Source organism: Vibrio ouci (genome assembly GCF_004551525.1).
Lineage (GTDB): Bacteria > Pseudomonadota > Gammaproteobacteria > Enterobacterales > Vibrionaceae > Vibrio > Vibrio ouci.
The window spans coordinates 95,838-116,728 of record NZ_SATR01000009.1; the positions used below are offsets into that span (position 1 = coordinate 95,838).

18 protein-coding genes and 2 riboswitches are annotated in these 20,891 nt (G+C 46.3%); of the genes, 6 read left to right on the forward strand and 12 right to left on the reverse strand.

Annotated elements, in window-relative coordinates; all coding sequences use genetic code 11:
- Nucleotides 1-32: 32 nt before the first annotated feature.
- Complete coding sequence (locus ELS82_RS08200) at nucleotides 33-1,154, reverse strand: pyridoxal-phosphate-dependent aminotransferase family protein (RefSeq protein WP_134835066.1); 1,122 nt, start codon at nucleotides 1,152-1,154, stop codon at nucleotides 33-35.
- Between the two features lie 223 nt (nucleotides 1,155-1,377).
- Nucleotides 1,378-1,554: riboswitch (Lysine riboswitch) on the forward strand.
- A gap of 114 nt (nucleotides 1,555-1,668) precedes the next feature.
- Here ELS82_RS08200 and lysC point away from each other — a divergent pair.
- On the forward strand, nucleotides 1,669-3,030 hold the full coding sequence (lysC, locus tag ELS82_RS08205; RefSeq protein ID WP_134835067.1) for a lysine-sensitive aspartokinase 3: 1,362 nt from the start codon (nucleotides 1,669-1,671) through the stop codon (nucleotides 3,028-3,030).
- Nucleotides 3,031-3,207: 177 nt separating this feature from the next.
- Here lysC and pmbA read toward each other — a convergent pair whose 3' ends face one another.
- Complete coding sequence (gene pmbA, locus ELS82_RS08210; RefSeq protein ID WP_134835068.1) at nucleotides 3,208-4,551, reverse strand: metalloprotease PmbA; 1,344 nt, start codon at nucleotides 4,549-4,551, stop codon at nucleotides 3,208-3,210.
- A gap of 108 nt (nucleotides 4,552-4,659) precedes the next feature.
- On the opposite strand from pmbA, the gene yjgA reads away from it, so the two are divergent.
- Nucleotides 4,660-5,187: a ribosome biogenesis factor YjgA gene (gene yjgA / locus ELS82_RS08215; protein WP_134835069.1), complete on the forward strand. Its 528-nt coding sequence runs from the start codon at nucleotides 4,660-4,662 to the stop codon at nucleotides 5,185-5,187.
- Between the two features lie 246 nt (nucleotides 5,188-5,433).
- Here yjgA and thiQ read toward each other — a convergent pair whose 3' ends face one another.
- The 5 genes from thiQ to mpl all read right to left on the reverse strand — a co-directional run bounded on the left by thiQ (nucleotide 5,434) and on the right by mpl (nucleotide 11,044).
- The gene (gene thiQ, locus ELS82_RS08220; RefSeq protein ID WP_134835070.1) at nucleotides 5,434-6,138 is read right to left on the reverse strand and encodes a thiamine ABC transporter ATP-binding protein; all 705 of its coding nucleotides are present in this window, start codon (nucleotides 6,136-6,138) and stop codon (nucleotides 5,434-5,436) included.
- The gene (gene thiP / locus ELS82_RS08225; protein WP_134835071.1) at nucleotides 6,122-7,726 is read right to left on the reverse strand and encodes a thiamine/thiamine pyrophosphate ABC transporter permease ThiP; all 1,605 of its coding nucleotides are present in this window, start codon (nucleotides 7,724-7,726) and stop codon (nucleotides 6,122-6,124) included. The genes thiQ and thiP overlap by 17 nt, the downstream gene beginning before the upstream one ends.
- Nucleotides 7,727-7,735: 9 nt before the next feature.
- A complete protein-coding gene (gene thiB / locus ELS82_RS08230; RefSeq protein WP_134835072.1) occupies nucleotides 7,736-8,743 on the reverse strand; it encodes a thiamine ABC transporter substrate binding subunit in 1,008 nt (335 codons plus the stop codon).
- 54 nt (nucleotides 8,744-8,797) lie between these two features.
- A riboswitch (TPP riboswitch) is annotated at nucleotides 8,798-8,911 on the reverse strand.
- Nucleotides 8,912-9,053: 142 nt separating this feature from the next.
- Nucleotides 9,054-9,680 carry a flavin prenyltransferase UbiX gene (locus tag ELS82_RS08235; protein ID WP_134835073.1) on the reverse strand — a complete coding sequence of 209 codons (627 nt, stop codon included), beginning with the start codon at nucleotides 9,678-9,680 and terminating at the stop codon, nucleotides 9,054-9,056.
- A gap of 8 nt (nucleotides 9,681-9,688) precedes the next feature.
- A complete protein-coding gene (gene mpl / locus ELS82_RS08240) occupies nucleotides 9,689-11,044 on the reverse strand; it encodes a UDP-N-acetylmuramate:L-alanyl-gamma-D-glutamyl-meso-diaminopimelate ligase (RefSeq protein WP_134835074.1) in 1,356 nt (451 codons plus the stop codon).
- Nucleotides 11,045-11,354: 310 nt separating this feature from the next.
- On the opposite strand from mpl, the gene fbp reads away from it, so the two are divergent.
- Nucleotides 11,355-12,371, forward strand: a complete 1,017-nt coding sequence (gene fbp, locus ELS82_RS08245; protein ID WP_004415789.1) for a class 1 fructose-bisphosphatase — start codon at nucleotides 11,355-11,357, stop codon at nucleotides 12,369-12,371.
- 78 nt (nucleotides 12,372-12,449) lie between these two features.
- On the opposite strand, the gene ELS82_RS08250 is transcribed toward fbp, so the two are convergent.
- Genes ELS82_RS08250 through tamA form a run of 4 tightly spaced genes read right to left on the reverse strand, consistent with a single transcriptional unit; the run spans nucleotide 12,450 to nucleotide 18,698 of the window.
- Entirely contained in the window at nucleotides 12,450-12,809 is a 360-nt protein-coding gene (locus tag ELS82_RS08250) for a DUF2799 domain-containing protein (RefSeq protein WP_134835075.1), read from the reverse strand.
- A gap of 49 nt (nucleotides 12,810-12,858) precedes the next feature.
- Complete coding sequence (locus ELS82_RS08255) at nucleotides 12,859-13,206, reverse strand: gamma-glutamylcyclotransferase family protein (RefSeq protein WP_134835076.1); 348 nt, start codon at nucleotides 13,204-13,206, stop codon at nucleotides 12,859-12,861.
- Nucleotides 13,207-13,221: 15 nt separating this feature from the next.
- On the reverse strand, nucleotides 13,222-16,986 hold the full coding sequence (gene tamB / locus ELS82_RS08260; protein ID WP_134835077.1) for an autotransporter assembly complex protein TamB: 3,765 nt from the start codon (nucleotides 16,984-16,986) through the stop codon (nucleotides 13,222-13,224).
- Nucleotides 16,983-18,698: an autotransporter assembly complex protein TamA gene (tamA, locus tag ELS82_RS08265; RefSeq protein ID WP_134835078.1), complete on the reverse strand. Its 1,716-nt coding sequence runs from the start codon at nucleotides 18,696-18,698 to the stop codon at nucleotides 16,983-16,985. Before tamA ends, tamB begins: the two co-directional genes overlap by 4 nt.
- 117 nt (nucleotides 18,699-18,815) lie before the next feature.
- Here tamA and msrA point away from each other — a divergent pair, with 117 nt between their 5' ends.
- Complete coding sequence (gene msrA, locus ELS82_RS08270; protein WP_134835079.1) at nucleotides 18,816-19,442, forward strand: peptide-methionine (S)-S-oxide reductase MsrA; 627 nt, start codon at nucleotides 18,816-18,818, stop codon at nucleotides 19,440-19,442.
- 65 nt (nucleotides 19,443-19,507) lie between these two features.
- On the opposite strand, the gene ELS82_RS08275 is transcribed toward msrA, so the two are convergent.
- Nucleotides 19,508-19,708, reverse strand: coding sequence for a DUF1107 domain-containing protein (locus tag ELS82_RS08275; RefSeq protein ID WP_053437962.1), 201 nt, complete (start codon nucleotides 19,706-19,708; stop codon nucleotides 19,508-19,510).
- A gap of 203 nt (nucleotides 19,709-19,911) precedes the next feature.
- Here ELS82_RS08275 and ELS82_RS08280 point away from each other — a divergent pair, with 203 nt between their 5' ends.
- Together ELS82_RS08280 and ELS82_RS08285 are read left to right on the forward strand one after the other, a co-directional pair.
- A complete protein-coding gene (locus ELS82_RS08280; RefSeq protein WP_134835080.1) occupies nucleotides 19,912-20,463 on the forward strand; it encodes a YtfJ family protein in 552 nt (183 codons plus the stop codon).
- Between the two features lie 80 nt (nucleotides 20,464-20,543).
- Nucleotides 20,544-20,825 (forward strand): DUF2607 family protein, encoded by a 282-nt coding sequence (locus tag ELS82_RS08285; protein WP_134835081.1) that lies wholly within the window; start codon nucleotides 20,544-20,546, stop codon nucleotides 20,823-20,825.
- The last annotated feature ends 66 nt before the right edge of the window (nucleotides 20,826-20,891 follow it).

Below are 20,891 nucleotides of genomic sequence, written 5' to 3' on the forward strand. Positions count from 1 at the left end.
TTGGTCGCCTTTATTACTTCAGTTCCAACACGCTATTGAGCAAGAGACTCTTCCAGTGCGCGTAAACATAGCGCAACGTTTTCAGCGCGAGCACCGTAGCCCATTAAGCCAATGCGCCAAGCTTTACCCGCCAGCGCGCCTAACCCTGCACCAATTTCAAGGTTGTAAGTATTAAGCAGATGATTACGTACTTTCGCATCATCAACACCTTGAGGAATGTAAATCGCATTCAGTTGCGGTAAGCGCGAGTTCTCTTCAACCACAAACTCAAAGCCTAACTTTTCCAAACCTTGTTTGAGTTTGTCGTGCATATCACGATGACGTTGCCAGGCATTCTCAAGCCCTTCATTTTTTAGAATCAATAGCGATTCATGCAGCGCATACAGGCTATTCACAGGTGCAGTATGGTGATAGCTACGCTTACCTTCACCGCTCCAATAACCTAGAACTAAACTTTGGTCGAGGAACCAACTCTGCACTGGTGTGGTACGAGACTGAATTTTCTCAATAGCGGCAGGGGAAAACGTCACGGGTGATAGACCTGGCACACACGACAAACACTTCTGACTGCCAGAGTAAACTGCGTCGAGTTGCCACTCATCCACTTTCAGTGGTACGCCGCCTAATGATGTTACCGCATCGACAATAGTCAGCACACCATATTGCTTGGCCAATTTGCCAAGTGCCTCGGCGTCACTGCAAGCGCCTGTTGATGTTTCAGCATGGACGAAAGCCAACACTTTCGCATCAGGGTTATCTTTCAGTGCTTGTTCAACTTTGGCCACCGATACAGGGGCGCCCCATTCGTCATCAACGACCTCAGCAAGACCACCAGCACGGACGACATTTTCACGCATTCGCTCGCCAAATACGCCATTGCGACACACAATAACTTTTTCACCCGGTTCAATCAGGTTAACAAAACAGGTTTCCATACCCGCGCTCCCCGGCGCTGATACGGCAATAGTAAATTCATTTTCGGTTTGAAAGGCGTATTTAAGTAGCGACTTAAGCTCGTCCATCATGCCAACAAACAATGGGTCCAAATGCCCGACAGTAGGACGACTCAAAGCTTGCAGCACTTGAGGAGAGATATCGGAAGGCCCCGGACCCATTAAAATTCGGTGCGGGGGAATAAAACTTTGAATCGTCATTGGCAGCTCCTTTTGAATAATTTTTTCATTCTATTTATTTTGCTTAACCACATTAATGCATATTTCCCCCACCAGCAATTAGCCCAAAGTCTTGAGGTCAAACCAGTGTCACAAGTTTGTTAATTTATAAACGCGATAAAGTTACAAATTCTCGTTGACATAAGTCACAGAAAAACGTTCAATGCTGGCTATGTGGTGAATATTTATTCCACATAGCAAATTATTTTGCAGAAGAGGAGCACTGCCCAGGTAGATATGTTGTGGAACCGCAAATCCATTACAGCATATTGAGGGGGAGTAGTGCCGAGGTAGATAAAAGTTGTGGCTTACGTCTATCGGTTGCTAGGGTTGAATCCCTACGACTGTCATCAGCCCCGTCTGATGATGAGCTTCTGAGGTATACCATTCAAATAAACACCTCTCTTTCGCTCAACTCTCTTCATCAAAGTAAAACATTGGATGTTGGTATAGCTACCAAATTATATATTTTCAGGAAGTCGTGGGAGAAAACGCTGTGAGCAGTTTTAATGTAGCTAAATTTGGTGGAACAAGTGTTGCAAATTTTGAAGCAATGAGCCGTTGTGCCGCTATTATTGAAAGCAACCCAAATACCAAACTCGTTGTCAGTAGTGCTTGTTCTGGAGTGACCAACTTACTGGTTGAACTGGCTAACGGTGTACAAGATCAAACTCGTCGTAGCGAAGTGTTAACTAAACTGGCTGAGATCCATCAAGCGGTTTTGAATCAGCTAGACAATGCAGCCCAAGCAGCCCAAGCAGCGAGTGAAGTGTCAGCAATTCTCGATACAGTGGCAAGCCTTGCGGAAGCCGCTTCTATTCAATCGAGCCATAAACTGACCGATCACCTTGTTGCATGTGGTGAGCTTATGTCGACTCACTTGTTAACACAGCTGATGGTCGAGCATGGTATCCAAGCGGTTAGATTCGATATCCGAGATGTGCTGCGCACAGATAGCAACTTTGGTAAAGCCGAGCCTCTTTTAGACGATATCAGCAAACTTGCGCAGCAAAACTTAATTCCACTCTGCCAAGACCATGTCGTGATTACCCAAGGCTTTATCGGTTCAGATGAGCAAGGGAACACCACAACACTAGGTCGTGGTGGCAGCGACTACAGCGCAGCATTAATTGCCGAAGCAGTGGAAGCATCTGGCTTAGAGATTTGGACCGATGTTCCGGGTATCTATACTACTGACCCTCGCATTGCCGCTAAAGCTTCGCCTATTCCAGAAATCAGCTTTAGCGAAGCATCAGAGATGGCTAACTTTGGCGCTAAGATTCTTCACCCATCGACATTACTACCTGCACTACGCCATGATATCCCAGTTTTTGTTGGCTCTTCAAAGCAACCAGAGAAAGGTGGCACTTGGATTCGTCATCAAGTTGAAAGCTCACCGCTGTTCCGCGCACTAGCCCTACGTTGCAACCAAACTATGGTGACACTACGCAGCGCGCAAATGTTCCATGCGTACGGCTTCTTAGCCAAAGTATTTGAAATCTTAGCTAAGCATAAAGTCTCGGTAGACTTGATTACCACTTCAGAAATCAGCGTCTCACTCACACTCGATCAAACAGACACATCTGGTGGCGCCCCACAGCTTCCTGAAGCGGCGCGCCTAGAACTTGAAGAGCTATGTACTGTTGAAGTTGAACACAACCTATGTCTAGTTGCTCTCATTGGTAACAATATGAGCGAAAGCAAAGGCTATGCGAAGCAAGTGTTCGGCACCTTAGAAGACTTCAACCTACGTATGATTTGTTACGGTGCAAGCCCACATAACCTGTGTTTCTTAGTCCATGAATCAGTCTCTAAACAAGCGATTCAGAAGCTACATACCGAGTTGTTTGAAGGCTAAAAAACAAAAAGGTTGATGTAAGAGCATCAACCTTTTCTTTTTTGTCATTCCCGAGAGGAAGGGACGACCGAGTTAGGAATCTTTTAAAGCGAGTAGAAAACCTTTAGAGATTCCCTACTCCTTCCTTCGTCAGTCTATGGAATGACAGATGGTACGTGAAAGCGAAGGTTTTATCCCTTACTCACCAGCCACTTTCATCGACTCAAGCAGAATCGAACCAGTTTGAATCTGAGAGCGCGTCTCGACATCATTACCGACTGCAACAATCTGGTTAAACATCTCTTTTAGATTGCTAGCAATGGTGATCTCAGAAACAGGGTATTGGATTTCACCATTCTCAACCCAGAAACCTGCTGCGCCGCGAGAGTAATCACCAGTAACGATATTCACCCCTTGGCCCATTACTTCTGTCACCAGCAAGCCTGTGCCTAGCTCTTTCAGCATCTGGTCGAAGTCCTGACCAGTCGACTTAACAAACCAATTATGGATACCACCAGCATGGCCCGTTGGCGTCATGTCCATCTTACGTGCCGCATAGCTTGTCAGCAGATAGGTCGCCAAAACACCATCGGTAATGATTTCGCGGTCTTGAGTAAACACACCTTCGCTATCAAATGGGCTTGATGCTAAACCGCGTAGCACATGTGGACGCTCTGATACGTTGAACCACTCAGGTAGCACTTGCTGACCAAGATGATCTAATAGGAATGACGATTTACGGTAAAGGTTACCGCCACTGATCGCCATCACAAGATGACCAAGCAGACCTGTCGCAACGTCAGCGGCAAACATCACTGGGTATTTACCCGTTTTCAGTTTCTGCGCATCCAAACGACTCACAGTCTTTTCAGCCGCTTTCTGGCCAACTAATTCAGGAGTCCAAAGGTCATCTTTATGACGAGCGACCGTATAGCTGTAGTCTCGCTCCATTTCGCCATTGGCGCCTTGGCCAATCACACAGCAGCTAGTGCTATGACGGCTTGACGCATAACTCGCCAGCAAACCATGACTGTTACCATATACTTTTAGACCATAGTGGCTATCGTAGCTGGCGCCGTCACTTTGCTTAATCTTGTCGCTGTACGATAAGGCCTGTTGTTCAGCCGCAATCGCCACTTGCGCAGCATAATCAGGGTCTGGCGTATCTGGGTGGAATAAATCTAAATCAGGAATCTCTTGCACCATTAACTCTTTCGGAGCCGGACCTGCGTATGGATCTTCAGAGGTATACTGAGCAATATCGAGAGCAGCAAGTACCGTTTGTTGGATTGCTTTTTCACTCAAGTCTGATGTTGAAGCGCTGCCTTTACGTTGATTGCGGTATACCGTGATACCCAGTGCGCCATCACTGTTAAACTCAACGTTTTCTACCTCGCACATATGGGTTGAAACGCTTAAGCCAGTTGACTTGCTGATGGCAACTTCTGCCGCATCCGATTTCTCTGCGGCCATCTCTAACGCTTTTGCTACTGCGCTTTCTAACTCAACACGTTGTTGAGCCACTTGCTGTCTTACGTCCATATTTGCTTATTTCTTAAGATCAATTGCCATTAGAATAACAAGAATTTCGCTTTCTCCCCACGATTCTTGTTAAAATAGAGAAATAGATGTTCAAATTAAGGCAGAAAGATGGCACGTAAGAATCAAAAAGCGCCATGGGAAGAGGAAGAAGAGATCATTTGGGTCAGTAAGACCGAATTGAAACGCGACATGGAAGAGCTACAAAAGCTTGGTGAAGAACTCGCAAGCCTGAAGCCGTCTGTACTAGAAAAGTTCCCTTTGAGCGAAGACCTAGCAGAAGCAATCAAAGACGCACAACGCTTTAAAAACGAAGCGCGTCGCCGTCAGCTTCAGTACATTGGTAAGCTGATGCGCTTTGAAGAGACTGAGCCTCTACAAGCGGCATTAGATAAAGTACGTAATAAGCACTCACAAGCGACTGCGGAACTGCACAAGTTAGAGCAACTTCGTGATCGTATCGTAGAAGAAGGTGATAGTGCGATTGGTGATGCGGTAGAACTATTCCCAAGCGCTGACCGCCAACGTCTACGTCAACTTGCACGTCAAGCGGCAAAAGAAAAGGCGTCTGGCAAGCCAGCTAAAGCGTTCCGCGAGATCTTCCAAGTGCTAAAAGCACTCAACGAAGAAGAGATGTAAGCTAGAAGCTAGAAGCTAGAAGCTAGAAGCTAGAAGCTAGAAGCTAGAAGCTAGAAGCTAGAAGCTAGAAGCTAGAAGCTAGAAGCTAGAAGAATTAAGGGTTGCCGTGAAAACGTCAACCCTTTTTATGTTCAATTAATTTGTAGAGGATCTCTTCCAGCAAGTCGATAGCTTTATGAGATTCCCTACTCCTTCCTTCGTCAGTCTAGGGAATGACTAGACTTGGGGCATCACCCTTTGCTTAGTTCATTCGCCTGCTCTAACAAATTCACTCAAGATCGAATTAGAGTGGCTAGATGATAGCTGGCCGATCTCGCCTGCTACTTCAACCCGACCATTGGCAACGAAAATAAAGTCCGAGCCAATCGCCCTCGCATCACTAATATGATGCGTCACCATCAGTACCGTAATGTTTCTTTCTTTGGCCAACTTAGCCACCAAGGAGAGCATCTCTTCACGTAAAATAGGATCCAGCGCTGAGAAAGGTTCGTCCAAAAGCCAAATCGCATGCGGCTGAACAAAACAACGAGCCAATGCCACTCGCTGACGCTGACCACCAGAGAGCTGCTCAGGTAATCGGTCTAAGTACTCATCGACACCCACTTGAGCCGCAGCCAGTTCCACTTGCTGCTGTTGATCATTGGTCAACTTAAGGCCTGGGTGCAGCCCCAAACCAATATTCTGCCGCACAGTAAGATGGGCAAACAGATTGTGCTCTTGAAACAGCATCGCAAAAGGCCGTTGATGAGGCTCTAACCCGACAATTTCTTTGTGCTCAACACGAATCGAACCTTGCGCCGGTTCAATAAATCCAGCGACTAAGGCAAGCAAAGTCGACTTACCCGCTCCACTCGGCCCCATCAAGGCGACAATCGAGCCCTGTTCAACCGCCACATCAAAGTGAAACAGCTCATTGTGATAATAATAATCGACGTTACTCAGGGTTAGCATGTTTGACCTTTTTATTTACTTTGAATAGCGTTTCAATCAAGGTGAAACACCCAACACTTAATAGTAACAATGTTACTGATACCACTGCCGCCGCTTCCATCTGATAACTGCCTAGCAGTTGGAAAAGGTACAAGGGCAAGGTACGAAATTCCTGACTACCAAATAGTGCCACTGCACTTAAATCACCGATAGCAAACATAAAGCTGATGGCAAAAGCATGAGCCAGCGGCTTTCTTAGTGCCTTCCATTCCACCACTTTAAATCGTTGCCAGCCTCTCATGCCTAAACTCGCACATACATATTGGTATTGCTGTTCTACATGCAACATAGGTTGAGACAAGGTTTTAATCACATAAGGCAGTCCCATCAGGGCATTGACCGCCACCACTACCACGAATGCAAGACTGAACACATCGGTAAACGAGCGCAGCAGCAAAAACAGTCCGGTCGAAATCACTAGCCCAGGAGTAACTAATATGATGGTGCCAATTAATTCGATATGATCGGCACGTTTTGTTCTGTCACTTAGACGCAGTCGGCGGCTGGTGATTAAAATCGCCACCCCAGCCGATAGCGCGATGATACTCGCCAGTGTGGCGACTTTAATTGACGCCCAAAACGCAGACCAAAAGCGGGCATCGGTTAAGACATTAATCACTTCTTTGTTGATGCCACTCAGCGCCACCATTAGCAATGGCGGCACGACTAATAGTACTGCGCCGATAATCCAGATCCAGTCCCAACACTTCGACATCAAGCTATCTTTAGACAAGAAGATATCTTGCGATTGACTGCCGCTCGTGACCGAAACTGGCTTCGCAAGTCTTTGAATACTCAACGCCATCACACCACATAGCGCCATCTGCCAAATGGCCAGCAATGCCCCTGTTTGTAAATCAAAATCAAACTTAATCGCTTGGTAGATTGCCAGCTCGATAGTGGTCGACTTGGGCCCGCCGCCCAATGCCATCACAGTCGCAAAACTGGTAAAACACAGCATAAACACCAAACCACTCACATGGGGTAACTGCTGACGTAAACGAGGCCATTCAATCCAGCGAAATTTGTCCCAATGCCCCATCCCAAGATGTGCACATAACTTGTGCTGCTCTTGTGGAATCGACTCCAACGCTTGAAGTAGCAATCGCGTCGCATAAGGAAGATTAAAGAACACATGTGCGAGTAAGATACCGTTCAAACCATAGATTGAGAACGGTAGCTTACTGTCTAGAGACTTAAACAAGGTCGCGAGCAAGCCACTGTTACCATAAATAGCTAACAGGCCAAACACACCGACCAAGACGGGTAGCACTAAGGTGGTGGCAAACAGCTTAAGCAATAACGTCTTACCGACAAACTGACGGCGTGAAAGTGCATGGGCAACAGGTAGAGCAAAACCGACGCTCAGTAGTGTCGAGAGAAAAGATTGGTAGAAGCTAAACTTAGTCACATGACGATAGTAAGGATCGTTCCAAACTAAGCTGATGTTTAAGGTATCCGCGTTGACCATCAATGCTGCCAGCGCTGAAACAACAAAGGTCGCGATGAAGATCGCGACCCATAGACCAATAAGAGGTGTTTTACGCAAAAGAAAGCCTTAGAAGGTTAATGCACTTTGCCATTCACGAATCCAAGATTTACGATTCTGAGCCACCTCATCAGCGCTAAAGCTTAGTGCTTGGCTAGGTACCGTCAGAGTTTCGAAACCTTTAGGCAGTTCAACATTAGTCACTGGATACATCCAGTTTCCAGTTGGCATTGCTGACTGGAATTCATCACTTAAGATAAAGCTCATGAATTCATCGGCAAGCTTTTCATTTTTAGAGCCTTTTACCTTTGCTGCCACTTCGACTTGAGTGTAGTGACCTTCAGCAAAATCAGCCGCGGCATACTTCTCATCACTTTCAGCAATCAAGTGATAAGCTGGCGACGTGGTATAGGAAAGGACCAGATCAGACTCGCCTTCTAGGAACATAGAGTATGCTTCAGACCAGCCTTTAGTAACCGTGACGGTTTTTTTAGCCAGGTTTTGCCATGCCTCTGTTACATCATCGCCGTAAACTGACTTCATCCACAGCATTAAGCCTTGGCCCGGTGTTGAAGTACGAGGGTCTTGATAAATCACTTTCAAATCATCACGTGACTCTACTAGCTCTTTTAAGCTCTTTGGTGGATTGGCCAACGTCTCTTTGTTGTAAACAAAGGCAAAATAGCCAAAGTCATACGGTACAAAAGTCTTGTCATTCCAACCGTTAGGCAGTGTCACTGAACCAGTGTCGACATTGTGCTGCGCCAATAAACCTGTTTCCTTAGCTTCCGCCATCAGATTATTGTCTAGACCAAGTACGATATCAGCTTTGCTATTGCCACCCTCTAGGCGCAGTCGATTTAGAATCGAAACACCATCATCTAAGGCAACAAAGTTGACGTCACATCCACACTTTGCTTCAAATGCTTTTTCGACGGTTGGGCCTGGGCCCCAATCGGCTGCAAATGAATCGTAGGTATAAACCGTCAGTATATTGTCTGCTGCACTTACTGAAAATGAAGCTAGAGTAACAGCCGCTAGAGTGCTGATTGAAAGGGTATTTAGAGTGTTTTTCACTGCTCGCTCTCTCCTTGTATGAGCGGCACAGGTTTGAGGGATACATCGGTATGAGATAAATCCAAACTCAATTCCTACGCCAGCATTATCTGGTTCAGGTCCACGGGTCCCAAGTCTCGCTTGATCTCAGCTTCATTGAAACAATGAATAGCTCCCCGATGAGTAACGGACAAATTGTAATAGTTATGAGACTCAATAGCCATCCCCTAAATAGTTGGAGTTGCAGCTAGGCGACAAGCAAATTCATCCCAATGAACATAGGTGCTCTATTTGATTTGGGTGAATTTGAGCAGTCAACAACGCTGCGACTTCAAATATGACGGGGATCGTAGCCCCAACGTGGAACAAGGCCCTGCTCTACGCCTAAATGATCAAGAATACGCGCGACCATAAAGTCGACTAAATCCTCAATCGATTTAGGCTGATGATAGAAACCCGGCGCGGCTGGCATAATCGTCACGCCCATCTGAGAAAGCTTGTGCATGTTCTCTAGATGTAAGGTAGAAAATGGCGTTTCACGTACCACCAGCAATAACTGACCACGTTCTTTCATCACCACATCAGCGGCGCGCTCAATCAAATTGTCAGACATACCGTGGGCAATCGCGGCAACGCTTCCCGCAGAGCATGGACAAACCACCATCTGTTTCGGCGCAGCTGAGCCTGAAGCCACAGGAGAGAACCAATCATCTTTGCCACAAACAACCAACTTATCTGGGTCACAGTTGAGATGCTCAACCAAGCTTTGTTTAGCAGTGTCAGGGTTGGCAGACAACTTTAAGCCATGCTCAGTTGCTAGCACGACACGCGCTGCCGAAGAGATCAGCAAATAGACCTGATAGTCTGCTGCTAATAAACACTCCAGTAGTCTCAGTCCATAAGGCGCACCAGATGCCCCTGTAAACGCTAATGTGATCGCTTTTTGTTGTTTACTCATGGTTATAACTATTCTTCGCCTAATTTTTCCAGTAGCTTGCCGTGAATACCTTCAAAGCCACCGTTGCTCATCACTAAGATATGGCTTCCCGCTTGAGCATGAGAAACGATCTTCGCAACCAGTTCATCGACATTGGCCGAAGTGTCAGCAGGTTGATGACATTGGCTAGCAATGTCTTTGACTGACCAATCAATGCTGTCAGGTTGATAAAGGAAGACTTGATCCGCCTTAGCCAGTGAAGCTGCCAGCGCATCTTTATGTACACCACGCTTCATTGTGGCGCTGCGCGGCTCTAACACAGCAATAATATTATCACTGCCGACCTTATTACGTAGACCACCAAGGGTCAGTTCAATCGCGGTTGGGTGATGCGCAAAATCGTCGTAGACAGTCACACCATTGACCTGTCCTTTTAATTCTAGTCGACGCTTAGTGTTGATAAATTTAGCCAGTGATTCACAGGCTAAGTCTGGCGTTACCCCGACATGACGCGCGGCACCAATCGCCATCAGAGCGTTATCAACGTTATGGTCACCAACAAGATCCCATTTGACGATGCCAACTTCTTCATCTTGGAAGAAAACTTTAAATTCAGAGCCATCAGCGATCAGTTTTTCTGCACGCCAGTTAGCTTGTTGGCCAGTAAACTCAGTTTCGCTCCAGCAACCACGCTGCAGTACATCCTCTAAAGCGATATCTTGTTTTGGTGCCAGTATGCGTCCATTGCTAGGGACTGTACGCACTAAGTGATGAAATTGACGCTTAATTGCCTCTAAATCATCGAAAATATCCGCATGATCGAACTCTAAGTTGTTCATCACTAAGGTTCTTGGATGATAGTGAACGAACTTCGAGCGCTTATCGAAAAAAGCACTGTCATATTCATCCGCTTCGACAACGAAAAACATGCTTTCACCAAGGCGAGCTGAAACTCCGAAGTTCCCCAGTACACCGCCAACAAGAAAACCAGGCTGGTAGCCGCAATCTTCAAGGATCCAAGCAAGCATACTCGAGGTGGTGGTTTTGCCATGTGTGCCTGATACCGCCAGTACCCAGCGATCATGCAGTAAAAACTCCTGCAACCACTGAGGACCTGATGTATAGCGCAAGTTACTATTTAAGACATGTTCAACACATGGATTGCCACGGCTCATCGCATTGCCAATCACGACAAGGTCAGGTGCAGGGTCTAGCTGAGATGGGTCAAAGCCTTCAATGATTTCAATACCTTGAGACTCTAACAGGGTACTCATCGGCGGGTAAACGTTGGCATCGCTCCCCGTCACTTTATGTCCAAGCTGACGAGCTAATACCGCTGCGCCACCCATAAATGTGCCGCAAATCCCCAAGATATGAATATGCATATACTGACCTTGTCCTAGGCAAAAATAAGTTCTTCATTATGGCGATAAAGCCGCCAAAAGCGAACCACTTTGAGTAGGTAAAATCCGCTTTATCTATCTAGTTGGTCACTCTTGCACCAGCTCATGGCCCTTCGATGAATAAATGTAAGTAAACCTATTAGTCGACAAATAAATTGAGATCTCAAGCAGTTAGTTCATTACCAATAAAAAGATCTAACTCTTACACTTAACCACGGGTAACCCTAAAAGATCCGCAGAGGTCCCTACTACCCACCCCCTATTATTAAGAGCGACTTTTTAAGGAAAAACCATGTCTGGAATGCGCACCCTTGGCGAGTTCATTGTTGAAAAACAAGCGGACTTCCCCCACGCAAGCGGTGATCTATCATCCCTACTCTCTTCTATTCGTCTTGCTGCTAAAATCGTTAACCGCGAAATCAATGCCGCAGGTTTAGGTGATATTACTGGTGCAGTCGGCACTGAAAATGTCCAAGGCGAAGATCAACAAAAGTTGGATGTGTATGCCAACGATAAGTTTAAGGCTGCGCTAGAAGCACGCGATCAAGTGTGTGGTGTAGCCAGTGAAGAAGAAGATGAGGCTGTAGCGTTTAACAAAGAACTCAACAAAAATGCTAAATACGTTGTTCTGATGGACCCACTTGATGGCTCATCAAACATCGATGTAAACGTTTCTGTTGGGACGATCTTCTCTATCTACCGTCGAGTGTCACCCATCGGCACACCACCAACAGAAGAAGATTTCCTTCAGCCAGGCCACAAACAGGTTGCGGCAGGTTATGTCATCTATGGCTCTTCAACCATGTTGGTTTACACAACAGGTAATGGCGTAAATGGTTTCACCTACGATCCATCACTTGGCACCTTCTGTCTGTCTCATGAAAACATGATGATCCCTCAAGATGGCAGTATTTACTCTATCAACGAAGGTAACTACATTCGCTTCCCTATGGGTGTGAAGAAGTACATCAAGTACTGTCAGGAAAGTGAGCCGAGCGAGAACCGCCCTTATACGTCTCGCTACATTGGTTCATTAGTGGCAGACTTCCACCGCAATTTGCTTAAAGGTGGTATCTACCTTTATCCAAGCACACAGAGTCACCCAAATGGCAAACTGCGTCTGCTTTATGAATGTAACCCAATGGCGTACATCATTGAGCAAGCTGGCGGTGTTGCGTCGGATGGCGTACAGCGCATTATGGATATCAAGCCAACTGAGCTTCACCAACGTGTACCATTCTTTGTTGGTTCGAAGAATATGGTGAAAAAAGTCGAACAGTTCTTAGAGCTGAACCGCGAAGAAAAGTAGCCTAATCGCTAGAACACAAAAGAGTCGACCAAGGTCGACTCTTTTTTATTGCTTCAAATATTAAACTCGCAACGAACGCTAAAACGGTGACCCAGCGGTCGAGTTCTTACCGGAGACATAATCTTGGTAGAAGAATGGGTCCAATCTTTCACAAATACCGCGGTAAGGCTTACCCATCACACCCAACATATAAGCGCTTTGYGCACAGTAGGTTTGTCTGCCTTGCTCATAACCATTGTCATAAGCAAGATAAAGCTCTGAATTTAGGTAGCCTTGGGAATCTAACTTAGCCAGCTTGCTCTCGGATTGTTTCATAAAGCCTTGCTCGGCCCGCTGCTGACCATAATCAGCCCAATCACTTTCAACATTGGTCATTGGCGTTGGTGCGACCGAACAACCCGCTAACATTAAAGTAATAACGACAAATAGGGTTTTCATAACTTTCTCCTTATCGAATGCCCGGTGCCGACCGCATATAAGCCCCAAGCTACACCTTAACAGACCAGTCTCCAGAGGAAATTATTACATCCAGCTGGCTGATATCTTGATATATATAGATCCAAGCCTGACCAAAAGGCGTATCAATCAACTCGCGTCGGTAAGTCACAGGGTGATCTTCCAACAAATCAAGCTGGGCTAATGCCTCTTCATCAACAAGATAGACTTCACCAATGATGGCACTATGCCCTTCTATTACGGCTGGGTAGGCCCCAAGATCATAAAGTGAGTAAATTGGCAAAGTAGTATGATTACCCAGCCATTGCGCCTGAGACAATAAATGATGATTGCACTCTCCGTGGCGTAGCGAGCCATAGACAAAAACCAAATGTTGCATCACGACTCCTTTTGTTTAGTTGAACTCAAATTGATACAGCAGATCCACGGCACTGTCGACACCGGTAATTGCTTCTACATAGAGATCTTGCATTAAACGATATCGCACCGTAAATTCGCCAACGGAATCAAAGATACCGACCCCATACTTCACCTGTAATCCAGGTAACACATAGCCACTCACCGTCACTTGCGAGTCGTCGCCACTACCGGCGGTATCAAGCTGTAAGTCCTGTACGCCAAAGGCTTCACCAATTTCACCGACCACTCGGCCGCTCTTGGCTAAGCTTAGACCAATCAAGGTGGTAGTCATTGAGTTGCCACCCGCTTCGCCATCGATGTCTTGACCACGCAGCAGGTACGAAAGCGCGTTCGCTTGTGGCATCGCAGGATCCGAGAATATCGTCACCGTCGGCTCACTTGCTGGACCTGTCACTTTCACACCAGCTGTCACGTCATCTTGAGTGTTATCAGGATTACGGATCGCTGTGATTTGCACGTATGGCTGATCCGCTGGGCCATTCATCAAGATCTTACCTTCTTGGATCAACAAGTCTTGACCAAAAGAGCTGTACGAACCATCTTCGATATTGATCTCACCAGTGATGAACGGACCTTTATCTTTCTGAGCAACGTTGAGGTTACCGACTAAACCACCTTCAAGTCCAAAGGCAGACAGCTTAAAGTCATCACCAATCTTAATATTGATATTGGTTTCAAGAACGAATGGAACACTGCTCTCTTGGTCGATCGGTTCCAACTGGTCATTTAACAGTACCTGATCCTTCGACACACCAATCGCACTTGGTGGTAGCTCTTCAACAACAATTCTTCCCCATGGCAACGAAATATCACCATCAATGCGAGCATGTTTCGGCGACGCTGAAATGGTCATATCCGGTTTCACTTTCATTTTGACCATCGGCGGCACATCAACATACAGCTCTTCAGCAAACACACGTACGTTACTGCTCCACGCTTTAAGGTCATGCCAATCCGCATCCCCCGCCACTTCGAGTTTTCCATCTGGGGTATGGATTGCTGCAGCCAATAGCGCTTCATAGCCGGTAAAGTCGATGGTCAAGCGACCAGAGTCCACCTCTATCGGTGAGATATCCCCTTTCAATGAGATGTCATCGACCAGGAACTTACCGTTTACTTTTGGCTGCATTACTGGGCCACTAAAGGCTAAATCGGTCGAAATATTCGATTTCAACTGACTGTAATCGCCAATGATAGGATCGAGGAAGTCTAAGTTAAATGTCGTTAGCTTTAGCTTACCTTCGATCTGTTTATCATCGGTTAGCACATCAGGGATCATAACCTGACCTGAGACATCGCCATTGTCCGTAATATCCAGCAACCAATCCGCTTGCAGTTTGTTATCGGCAATCTCGGCGTTGAGCTGTACCTTGTCCCAACCTACCGTCACAGGCTGCTCTAACTTTTGCACCACCTGACCTTTTGGCAGCTCAATCGACGCTTTTACTTGCGGGGCGGTATCTGGCGCCCATTTAGCCCACACATTAGCGTTGGTTTGCCCGGTTAGCTCTGTCGCTTGTGGCATAAAGGCTTTGAGCTGATCAAAGTCGAACTGCTTTAGGGTTAGCGCCGCTTCGCCGCTTTGGCCTACCTGAATATCTTTATCCAAGCAGAGTGATGAATCGGCTTGCAACCAACAGTGCGCCGCAACGGACACCTGTTGCGTTGCCATTTCAAAGCCTAATTTGGTCGCCTGATTAAGTCGCCATTCACCTTGCTGTGAACTCAAGGTCATTCTTTCTAGCGCGCCCTGCCAAATCAGGTCTGGCTTGTCGGTCAATGAGCCGCTTAGCGCCAAACTGGTCGATGCGACATTCGAAGCCACATCTAAGCTCAGGTTATGCTCTTGCTGAGAGCCGTTAAACACCATCGCAACGCTATCCACCAAGGTCTCTTGGTATTGCGCATTTTGAACTTGCAGAGAAAGACGGCCAGCAGGTACAGGTAACGGGGTGAGGTTGCCGTTTAAAGCAATATGTTCAACACTGGCTTGCTGTTGCCAATCAATCCCTTGAACATCTAGTGCAACGCCGACTTGAGGCTCTTTCAAGGCACCACGCAGTGAAATGTCACCGGTCGCTTTACCACGTAAATCCGGTACCGTCTTAATCAACTCTGGGAAGTCGATGGCAAGGTCCATGCGCCACTCTTTATCAAGTTGGCCCTTTGCTTCGACCTTATTCGGCCCATGAGAGAGCACCAGTCGAGGCGTTTTAAGACTTAGATCGCCCTTACCGCTTTTATCAGATGCCGACAATGAGCCTTCAATATTGAGTGGGTACTCTCTCAGGATCCCGTCAATATCTAATGTTGGCAATTCAACCTGCCAGCCACCTTGTTCAGTCAAGCTACCTGTTGTCGCCAGCTTACCGCTGATATCACCTTCCGCCTCTGGCCATTGCAGACCTGGCTGAATATGGGAAAGATTTAAATTAGCAGCCCAGTTAATCGGCGCCTGCCAGTTAGCCATTACATCACCAGAGACATGGCCGCCTAAGGTCGCTAAATCAACTTTTTTCAGCTTCACTTGGTTCAGATCGCCGTCACCTTGCAATGAAACCGTAAGGTCAGGGATATCCTTACCTTTAATGTCACTTGCGAGAGCTAGCTGATAACCATCTAGCGAGCCCTTAGTCTTGATCTTATCAATAGCAACAAAGTAATCACCCTTACCAGTTAGCGGCCACTGAACATCACCGTCACTTAAGGAAATATCAAAAGGTAACTCAGGTTTTAGTGGCTCGATATTAGCGGCTAATTTTGCCTTGGCTAAGCCGCCTAAGGTGGCATTTAAACTCAAGTTGGCCACGCTACCGTCAGCACTCAGTTTTAACGTCTGACCTGGTGCGACTTTATCTTTAACCGTCGCGTCTAACTTCAATGTCAGTGGGTAATCACCTTGCAGATCAACCTTAGTTACGAGATCCGCTTGTGCTTGCGGCATATCGAGTTCAAGTGTATGCACATTCACAGTCGAACCTTTGGCATCCGCACTTAAACCAAGGTGATTGACCACAACGGGTGTCTCTTGATCCAACTTAAAGTCATGGATATCGATACGCACGACTTCAACCTGCAACGGTAACTCGATATCAGGCAAGACGATCGGTGTGGGCTCTTTGCTCGCAGGCTGAGGGGCTTGCTGCTCTTTAGCAGCCTCATCAGTAGGTGCTAACTTAACCGTTGGAGAGGTGAGCGTAGTCTTGTTTAATCGTAAGCGGTTACCCTGAAATGCAACGCCAGAGGTAAACGACTGCCAAGAGATTTGGTTGTGTAAAACATCTAACTCAATATCCGTTAATGCGATGCGGCTGACCACAATCGGAATCGGTGAGGTAATCTTGCTCGTCGATGGCGCAGGTTCTTCTTGCTCAGGCGCACTGCTTGGTGGCAGCTCTGGCATTGAAAAACGTAAGCCGTCAATGGCAATCTCATCGACACATACCCTAGGTTCAGTTAAACAGTTGGCCCTGACAGCTAAGGTAATCGACTTGAGTTCAGTATCAACATTTAAAGATTCATCTTTGAATTTGACATTATTCAGGGTGAAGCGAGGAAAGATCGCCCCTTTTGACGACTCGACTTGAAGCTGAGGAACAAACTTCTCTGCTCCCCATAAAGCAAGGTTTAAACCGCTATTAGTAAACAATAACGTGCCTAACGCAATGACAATTAGCGCGAGTAAACCTAATAAGAAAAGTGACAGCCACTTTGACCACTTAATTACAACTCGGGTCATAGCTCAGGTCCTAAGGTAAAGTGAATTTTAAACTCATCGCCTGGGTTTGCATCTAGGCCCCAAGCAAAATCAAGACGAATTGGACCAACTGGTGACGCCCAACGTACGCCAACACCAGTGCCGCGTTTTAGATCAATCTCATCATTGAAGGCATCACCAACATCGTAAAACACCGCGCCCCACCAGTTTCCGTAAACTCGGTATTGATACTCAAGTGAGCTGGTCGCCATGTATTTAGCACCTGTTAATGCACCACTTTCATCGGTAGGAGAGATCGACTCATAGCCATAACCGCGTAAGTTATTATCACCACCAGCAAAAAAGCGCAGCGATGGTGACAGCTTAGAAAAATCTTCAGCGAAGTTCGCGCCACCATCAATACGGAAAATACCGCGATGATTACGGCCGACACCACGAATCCACGTCATACCACCAATCAATCGCGTCACTCTAGTTTCCGACAACGCGCTCGGGTCACCATATTCGATGGTTAAACTTTGGCGATCACCCCACATCGGCATGGAACCACCGCGAATGCGGCTACGAGTAAACGAAATACCCGGTAAGAGGAACTGGGCAGTATCATCCTGTATGCCTTGCTCATAGTTCTCAAGCAAGTAGCGTACGTAGAGTGTTCTGTGCCAACCATTATCAAGTAGCCAGTGCCTTTCAAGTGATAAATTGGACTCTAAACTTTTCGTATCGCGATTATCGACGTTCTTTAATCCATATTGAATTCGATAATACTCATTAAGCACATCTTCAAGAGGAATACGGTAACCGGCAGTAATGGTCTGCTCTGGTGCCGACAGAGAAAAGCTACTATCAAAGCTATGGCCGCGGCTATTTACCCACGGTTTCTTCCACTTCAAAGAGCCACGAACCCCGACATCGGTCGAGTAACCGATACCCGTTTCGAGTTGATTACGAGCCTGCGGAGAAAGCGATACCTTCATCGGTAGCTCTCGACCTTCCCCTAACTGAGATAGATCGGGTTCAACAAATACCGAAGAGAACCAATCGGTATTAGAGAGATTCTGGTTATATTCGCCAACTTGGGAGACTAAATAAGGGTCGCCACTTTTATAAGGTGACAGTGACTCGACACGCTCTTGGTCGATTTGGCTACCGGTAATGGTGCTGTCACCAAAATGGTAACGAATGCCACTATCGTAATGCAGGCGGATAAATGCTTGGTTTAGATCTGGCGCGACTTCAAGGCGACTGAGTTTAAAGTCACCTTCAAAGTAGCCCTTTTGTAAGGCGAGATTGCGAATACCTGATTTCAGCGCGTCATAAGCACTATGATTGAGAGCATCACCTGATTTAAGGCCACTTTTGTTAATCAAGGCTGCAAAGTCAGGATCGTTTTTCGCTTCTCCTGTAATCTGCACATCCACTTCTTGAATGATGACTACCGGCCCCGGAGTCACTTTTACAATTAGCTCACTATCATCTTCAGCGACTGAGAAGTCGAACTTGGGATGGTAATAACCCAATGCCAGCAATGCTTCGATAATGTTGCGTTCTACTCGAGCTTGAAAACGTAAGTTGGTTGAATACTCTTCAACTGGAATAGAAGATAGATACACATCAACGTTATCTTGCAACGCACCCTCTAATCCCTCAACCGAAAGATCGACATCTTGAGCCCATGCTAGTGGAGTGGCTGCAAGAAGGGTTAATAGCGCTGGTAAAGACTTTCTGATCATGCTTAATTATCTATATACATCATGTAAGGGAATAATACCGCCAGTAAAAATATAAGTCTGTACGAAAACAGTCAATTAGGCGGTCTATATAATTCTATCTTTAGCAAGGAAACTACGATGCTCAACAAACAAACCCTGATTTCGGCCCAAGATGCTTTGCCTGGCCGCGAGACTCCGCTTGTCATTGATGACACTCATTTCGTCAATCAATCCAGTTTGACCGCAGAACCTGCTCAAGGTTGCGAGCAAATACTCTTGGGTATGGGCTGCTTCTGGGGTGCCGAACGCCTGTTTTGGCAACTTGATGGTGTCGTCAGTACTTCGGTTGGCTATTCTGGAGGCTTTACCGTAAACCCGACCTACGAAGAAGTCTGCTCTGGCCAAACCGGTCATACCGAAGTGGTACGTGTAATCTTTGATACTAATGTGATTTCTTTGCAGCAATTACTACGCACTTTCTGGGAAAAACATGACCCAACCCAAGGGATGCGCCAAGGCAATGACCTAGGAACCCAATACCGCTCTGCCATCTATGTATTTAGCGAAGAACAACTGCAGGTAGCTATTAACTCTAAAGAGGAATATCAGACCTTATTAGGCAATAATAAGGGCAGTATCACCACCGATATCTTACCGGCTGGCAAATACTACTTTGCTGAAAACTACCACCAGCAATATCTTGCTAAGAACCCTAATGGCTATTGTGGTATTGGCGGGACAGGCGTCTGTTTTCCGCCTCAATAACAGAGAGTAAAAAGTCGCCACTTGGCGACTTTTTCATATAACGAAAAGCAAGCAACGCTCAACCATTAGATAGGTAACGCAGCAATCGCTTGATTAATTTCTTTGAAAGTCAGGAGTTTTTGCGGGTCTTTGACGTCAGGTAACAGCACCTTGCCATTATCAAAGTTGAACTCACCCACACCTGAAATAACGAATTGACCTTTAAACAAGGTTTTAACAAACCGAGCCACCTGGCGTGGTCGATAGATAGTAAACTCACGTAGCATAACAACTCCAATATCCTTTTGTGATGCTGCCTCAGCGGGCATCCTGTTCTATTCCTTAGAACTTGTACGGCATTATATACAAACCGCTTTTAATGTATAGCATTTTGTTAATTATTTGGTCTATTTCACTTCATGGCGACTCCTGCCACCATTTTATCGATTTTCGGTATATACTTTTGGCGCTTACCAAAAGGAAGATAACAATGAAAAATAAAACTCTACTCGCAATTGCGATTGCATGCTCTCCAGCACTAGCGATGGCACACAACATCTCTGTAGGTCAATCTGTACCAAACGTGGATGTCGCTAGCCATGGCGAAATCGTCTTACAAGGTGAAGATACCACCTTCCAAGCGTGGTCGACACAAAGTATGTTAGGCAAAGTCCGTGTGATTCAAGCGATTGCAGGACGCAGCAGTGCAAAAGAAATGAATGCGCCACTGATGGCGGCGATCACAGCAGCAAAATTCTCAGAGCAAAACTACCAAACAACTTCGATCATCAACCAAGATGATTCAATTTGGGGGACAGGATCATTTGTGAAATCTTCAGCTCAAGACAGCAAGAAAGAATTCCCATGGTCTTCAATGGTGCTAGACGAGGAAGGTTCGGTTGCCAATGCATGGGATCTCGCCAGTGAGTCATCGGCGATCATTGTGCAAGACAAACAAGGTAAGGTACTGTTTGTTAAAGAAGGCACCTTGAATGAGCAAGAGATCCAACAAGTACTGACGTTAGTTAAAGAGAACATCTAACTCTCGACGGATTGATATCGTGTTTTGCAAGGAATTGTTATAGTATAACAATTCCTTTTTGTTTATCTGATGATATCGCTTTGTCTCTATTTCGCTTAGTTTCGACACGAACCGCTGTCTGCGCCATTGCACTCGTGCTGTGGCTAAACTTTGCGTACATTGAGCACCAATATGAACTACCGCAGTCACAACACAGTCAGCATCATTGCCAGCTCTTTGCCTGCGTTCTGCATGGCGCCAGTACCTTTGTCGTCACGCTACCAACGATAACGTCATCCGAACCCCATCGCCTTGAGTCGTTTTATTACTTTGTAGAAAGCGTCTTCTTTGCTTACCTAGCCCGCTCACCACCAGCCTCTTGATTGCAATATTAAAAATACTAGATTCACAGGCAACCACGCTCTGTGATTATCACACTGCATTACAAT

Excerpts from the sequence above, each read along its gene's own strand:
- pmbA (WP_134835068.1), bottom strand. The coding sequence starts at position 4,551 with ATGGACGTAAGACAGCAAGTGGCTCAACAACGTGTTGAGTTAGAAAGC.
- ELS82_RS08235 (WP_134835073.1), bottom strand. The coding sequence starts at position 9,680 with ATGAGTAAACAACAAAAAGCGATCACATTAGCGTTTACAGGGGCATCT.
- ELS82_RS08200 (WP_134835066.1), bottom strand. The coding sequence starts at position 1,154 with ATGACGATTCAAAGTTTTATTCCCCCGCACCGAATTTTAATGGGTCCG.
- tamB (WP_134835077.1), bottom strand. The coding sequence starts at position 16,986 with ATGACCCGAGTTGTAATTAAGTGGTCAAAGTGGCTGTCACTTTTCTTA.
- msrA (WP_134835079.1), top strand. The coding sequence starts at position 18,816 with ATGCTCAACAAACAAACCCTGATTTCGGCCCAAGATGCTTTGCCTGGC.
- mpl (WP_134835074.1), bottom strand. The coding sequence starts at position 11,044 with ATGCATATTCATATCTTGGGGATTTGCGGCACATTTATGGGTGGCGCA.
- thiQ (WP_134835070.1), bottom strand. The coding sequence starts at position 6,138 with ATGCTAACCCTGAGTAACGTCGATTATTATTATCACAATGAGCTGTTT.
- tamA (WP_134835078.1), bottom strand. The coding sequence starts at position 18,698 with ATGATCAGAAAGTCTTTACCAGCGCTATTAACCCTTCTTGCAGCCACT.
- ELS82_RS08275 (WP_053437962.1), bottom strand. The coding sequence starts at position 19,708 with ATGCTACGTGAGTTTACTATCTATCGACCACGCCAGGTGGCTCGGTTT.
- yjgA (WP_134835069.1), top strand. The coding sequence starts at position 4,660 with ATGGCACGTAAGAATCAAAAAGCGCCATGGGAAGAGGAAGAAGAGATC.
- fbp (WP_004415789.1), top strand. The coding sequence starts at position 11,355 with ATGTCTGGAATGCGCACCCTTGGCGAGTTCATTGTTGAAAAACAAGCG.
- ELS82_RS08255 (WP_134835076.1), bottom strand. The coding sequence starts at position 13,206 with ATGCAACATTTGGTTTTTGTCTATGGCTCGCTACGCCACGGAGAGTGC.
- ELS82_RS08280 (WP_134835080.1), top strand. The coding sequence starts at position 19,912 with ATGAAAAATAAAACTCTACTCGCAATTGCGATTGCATGCTCTCCAGCA.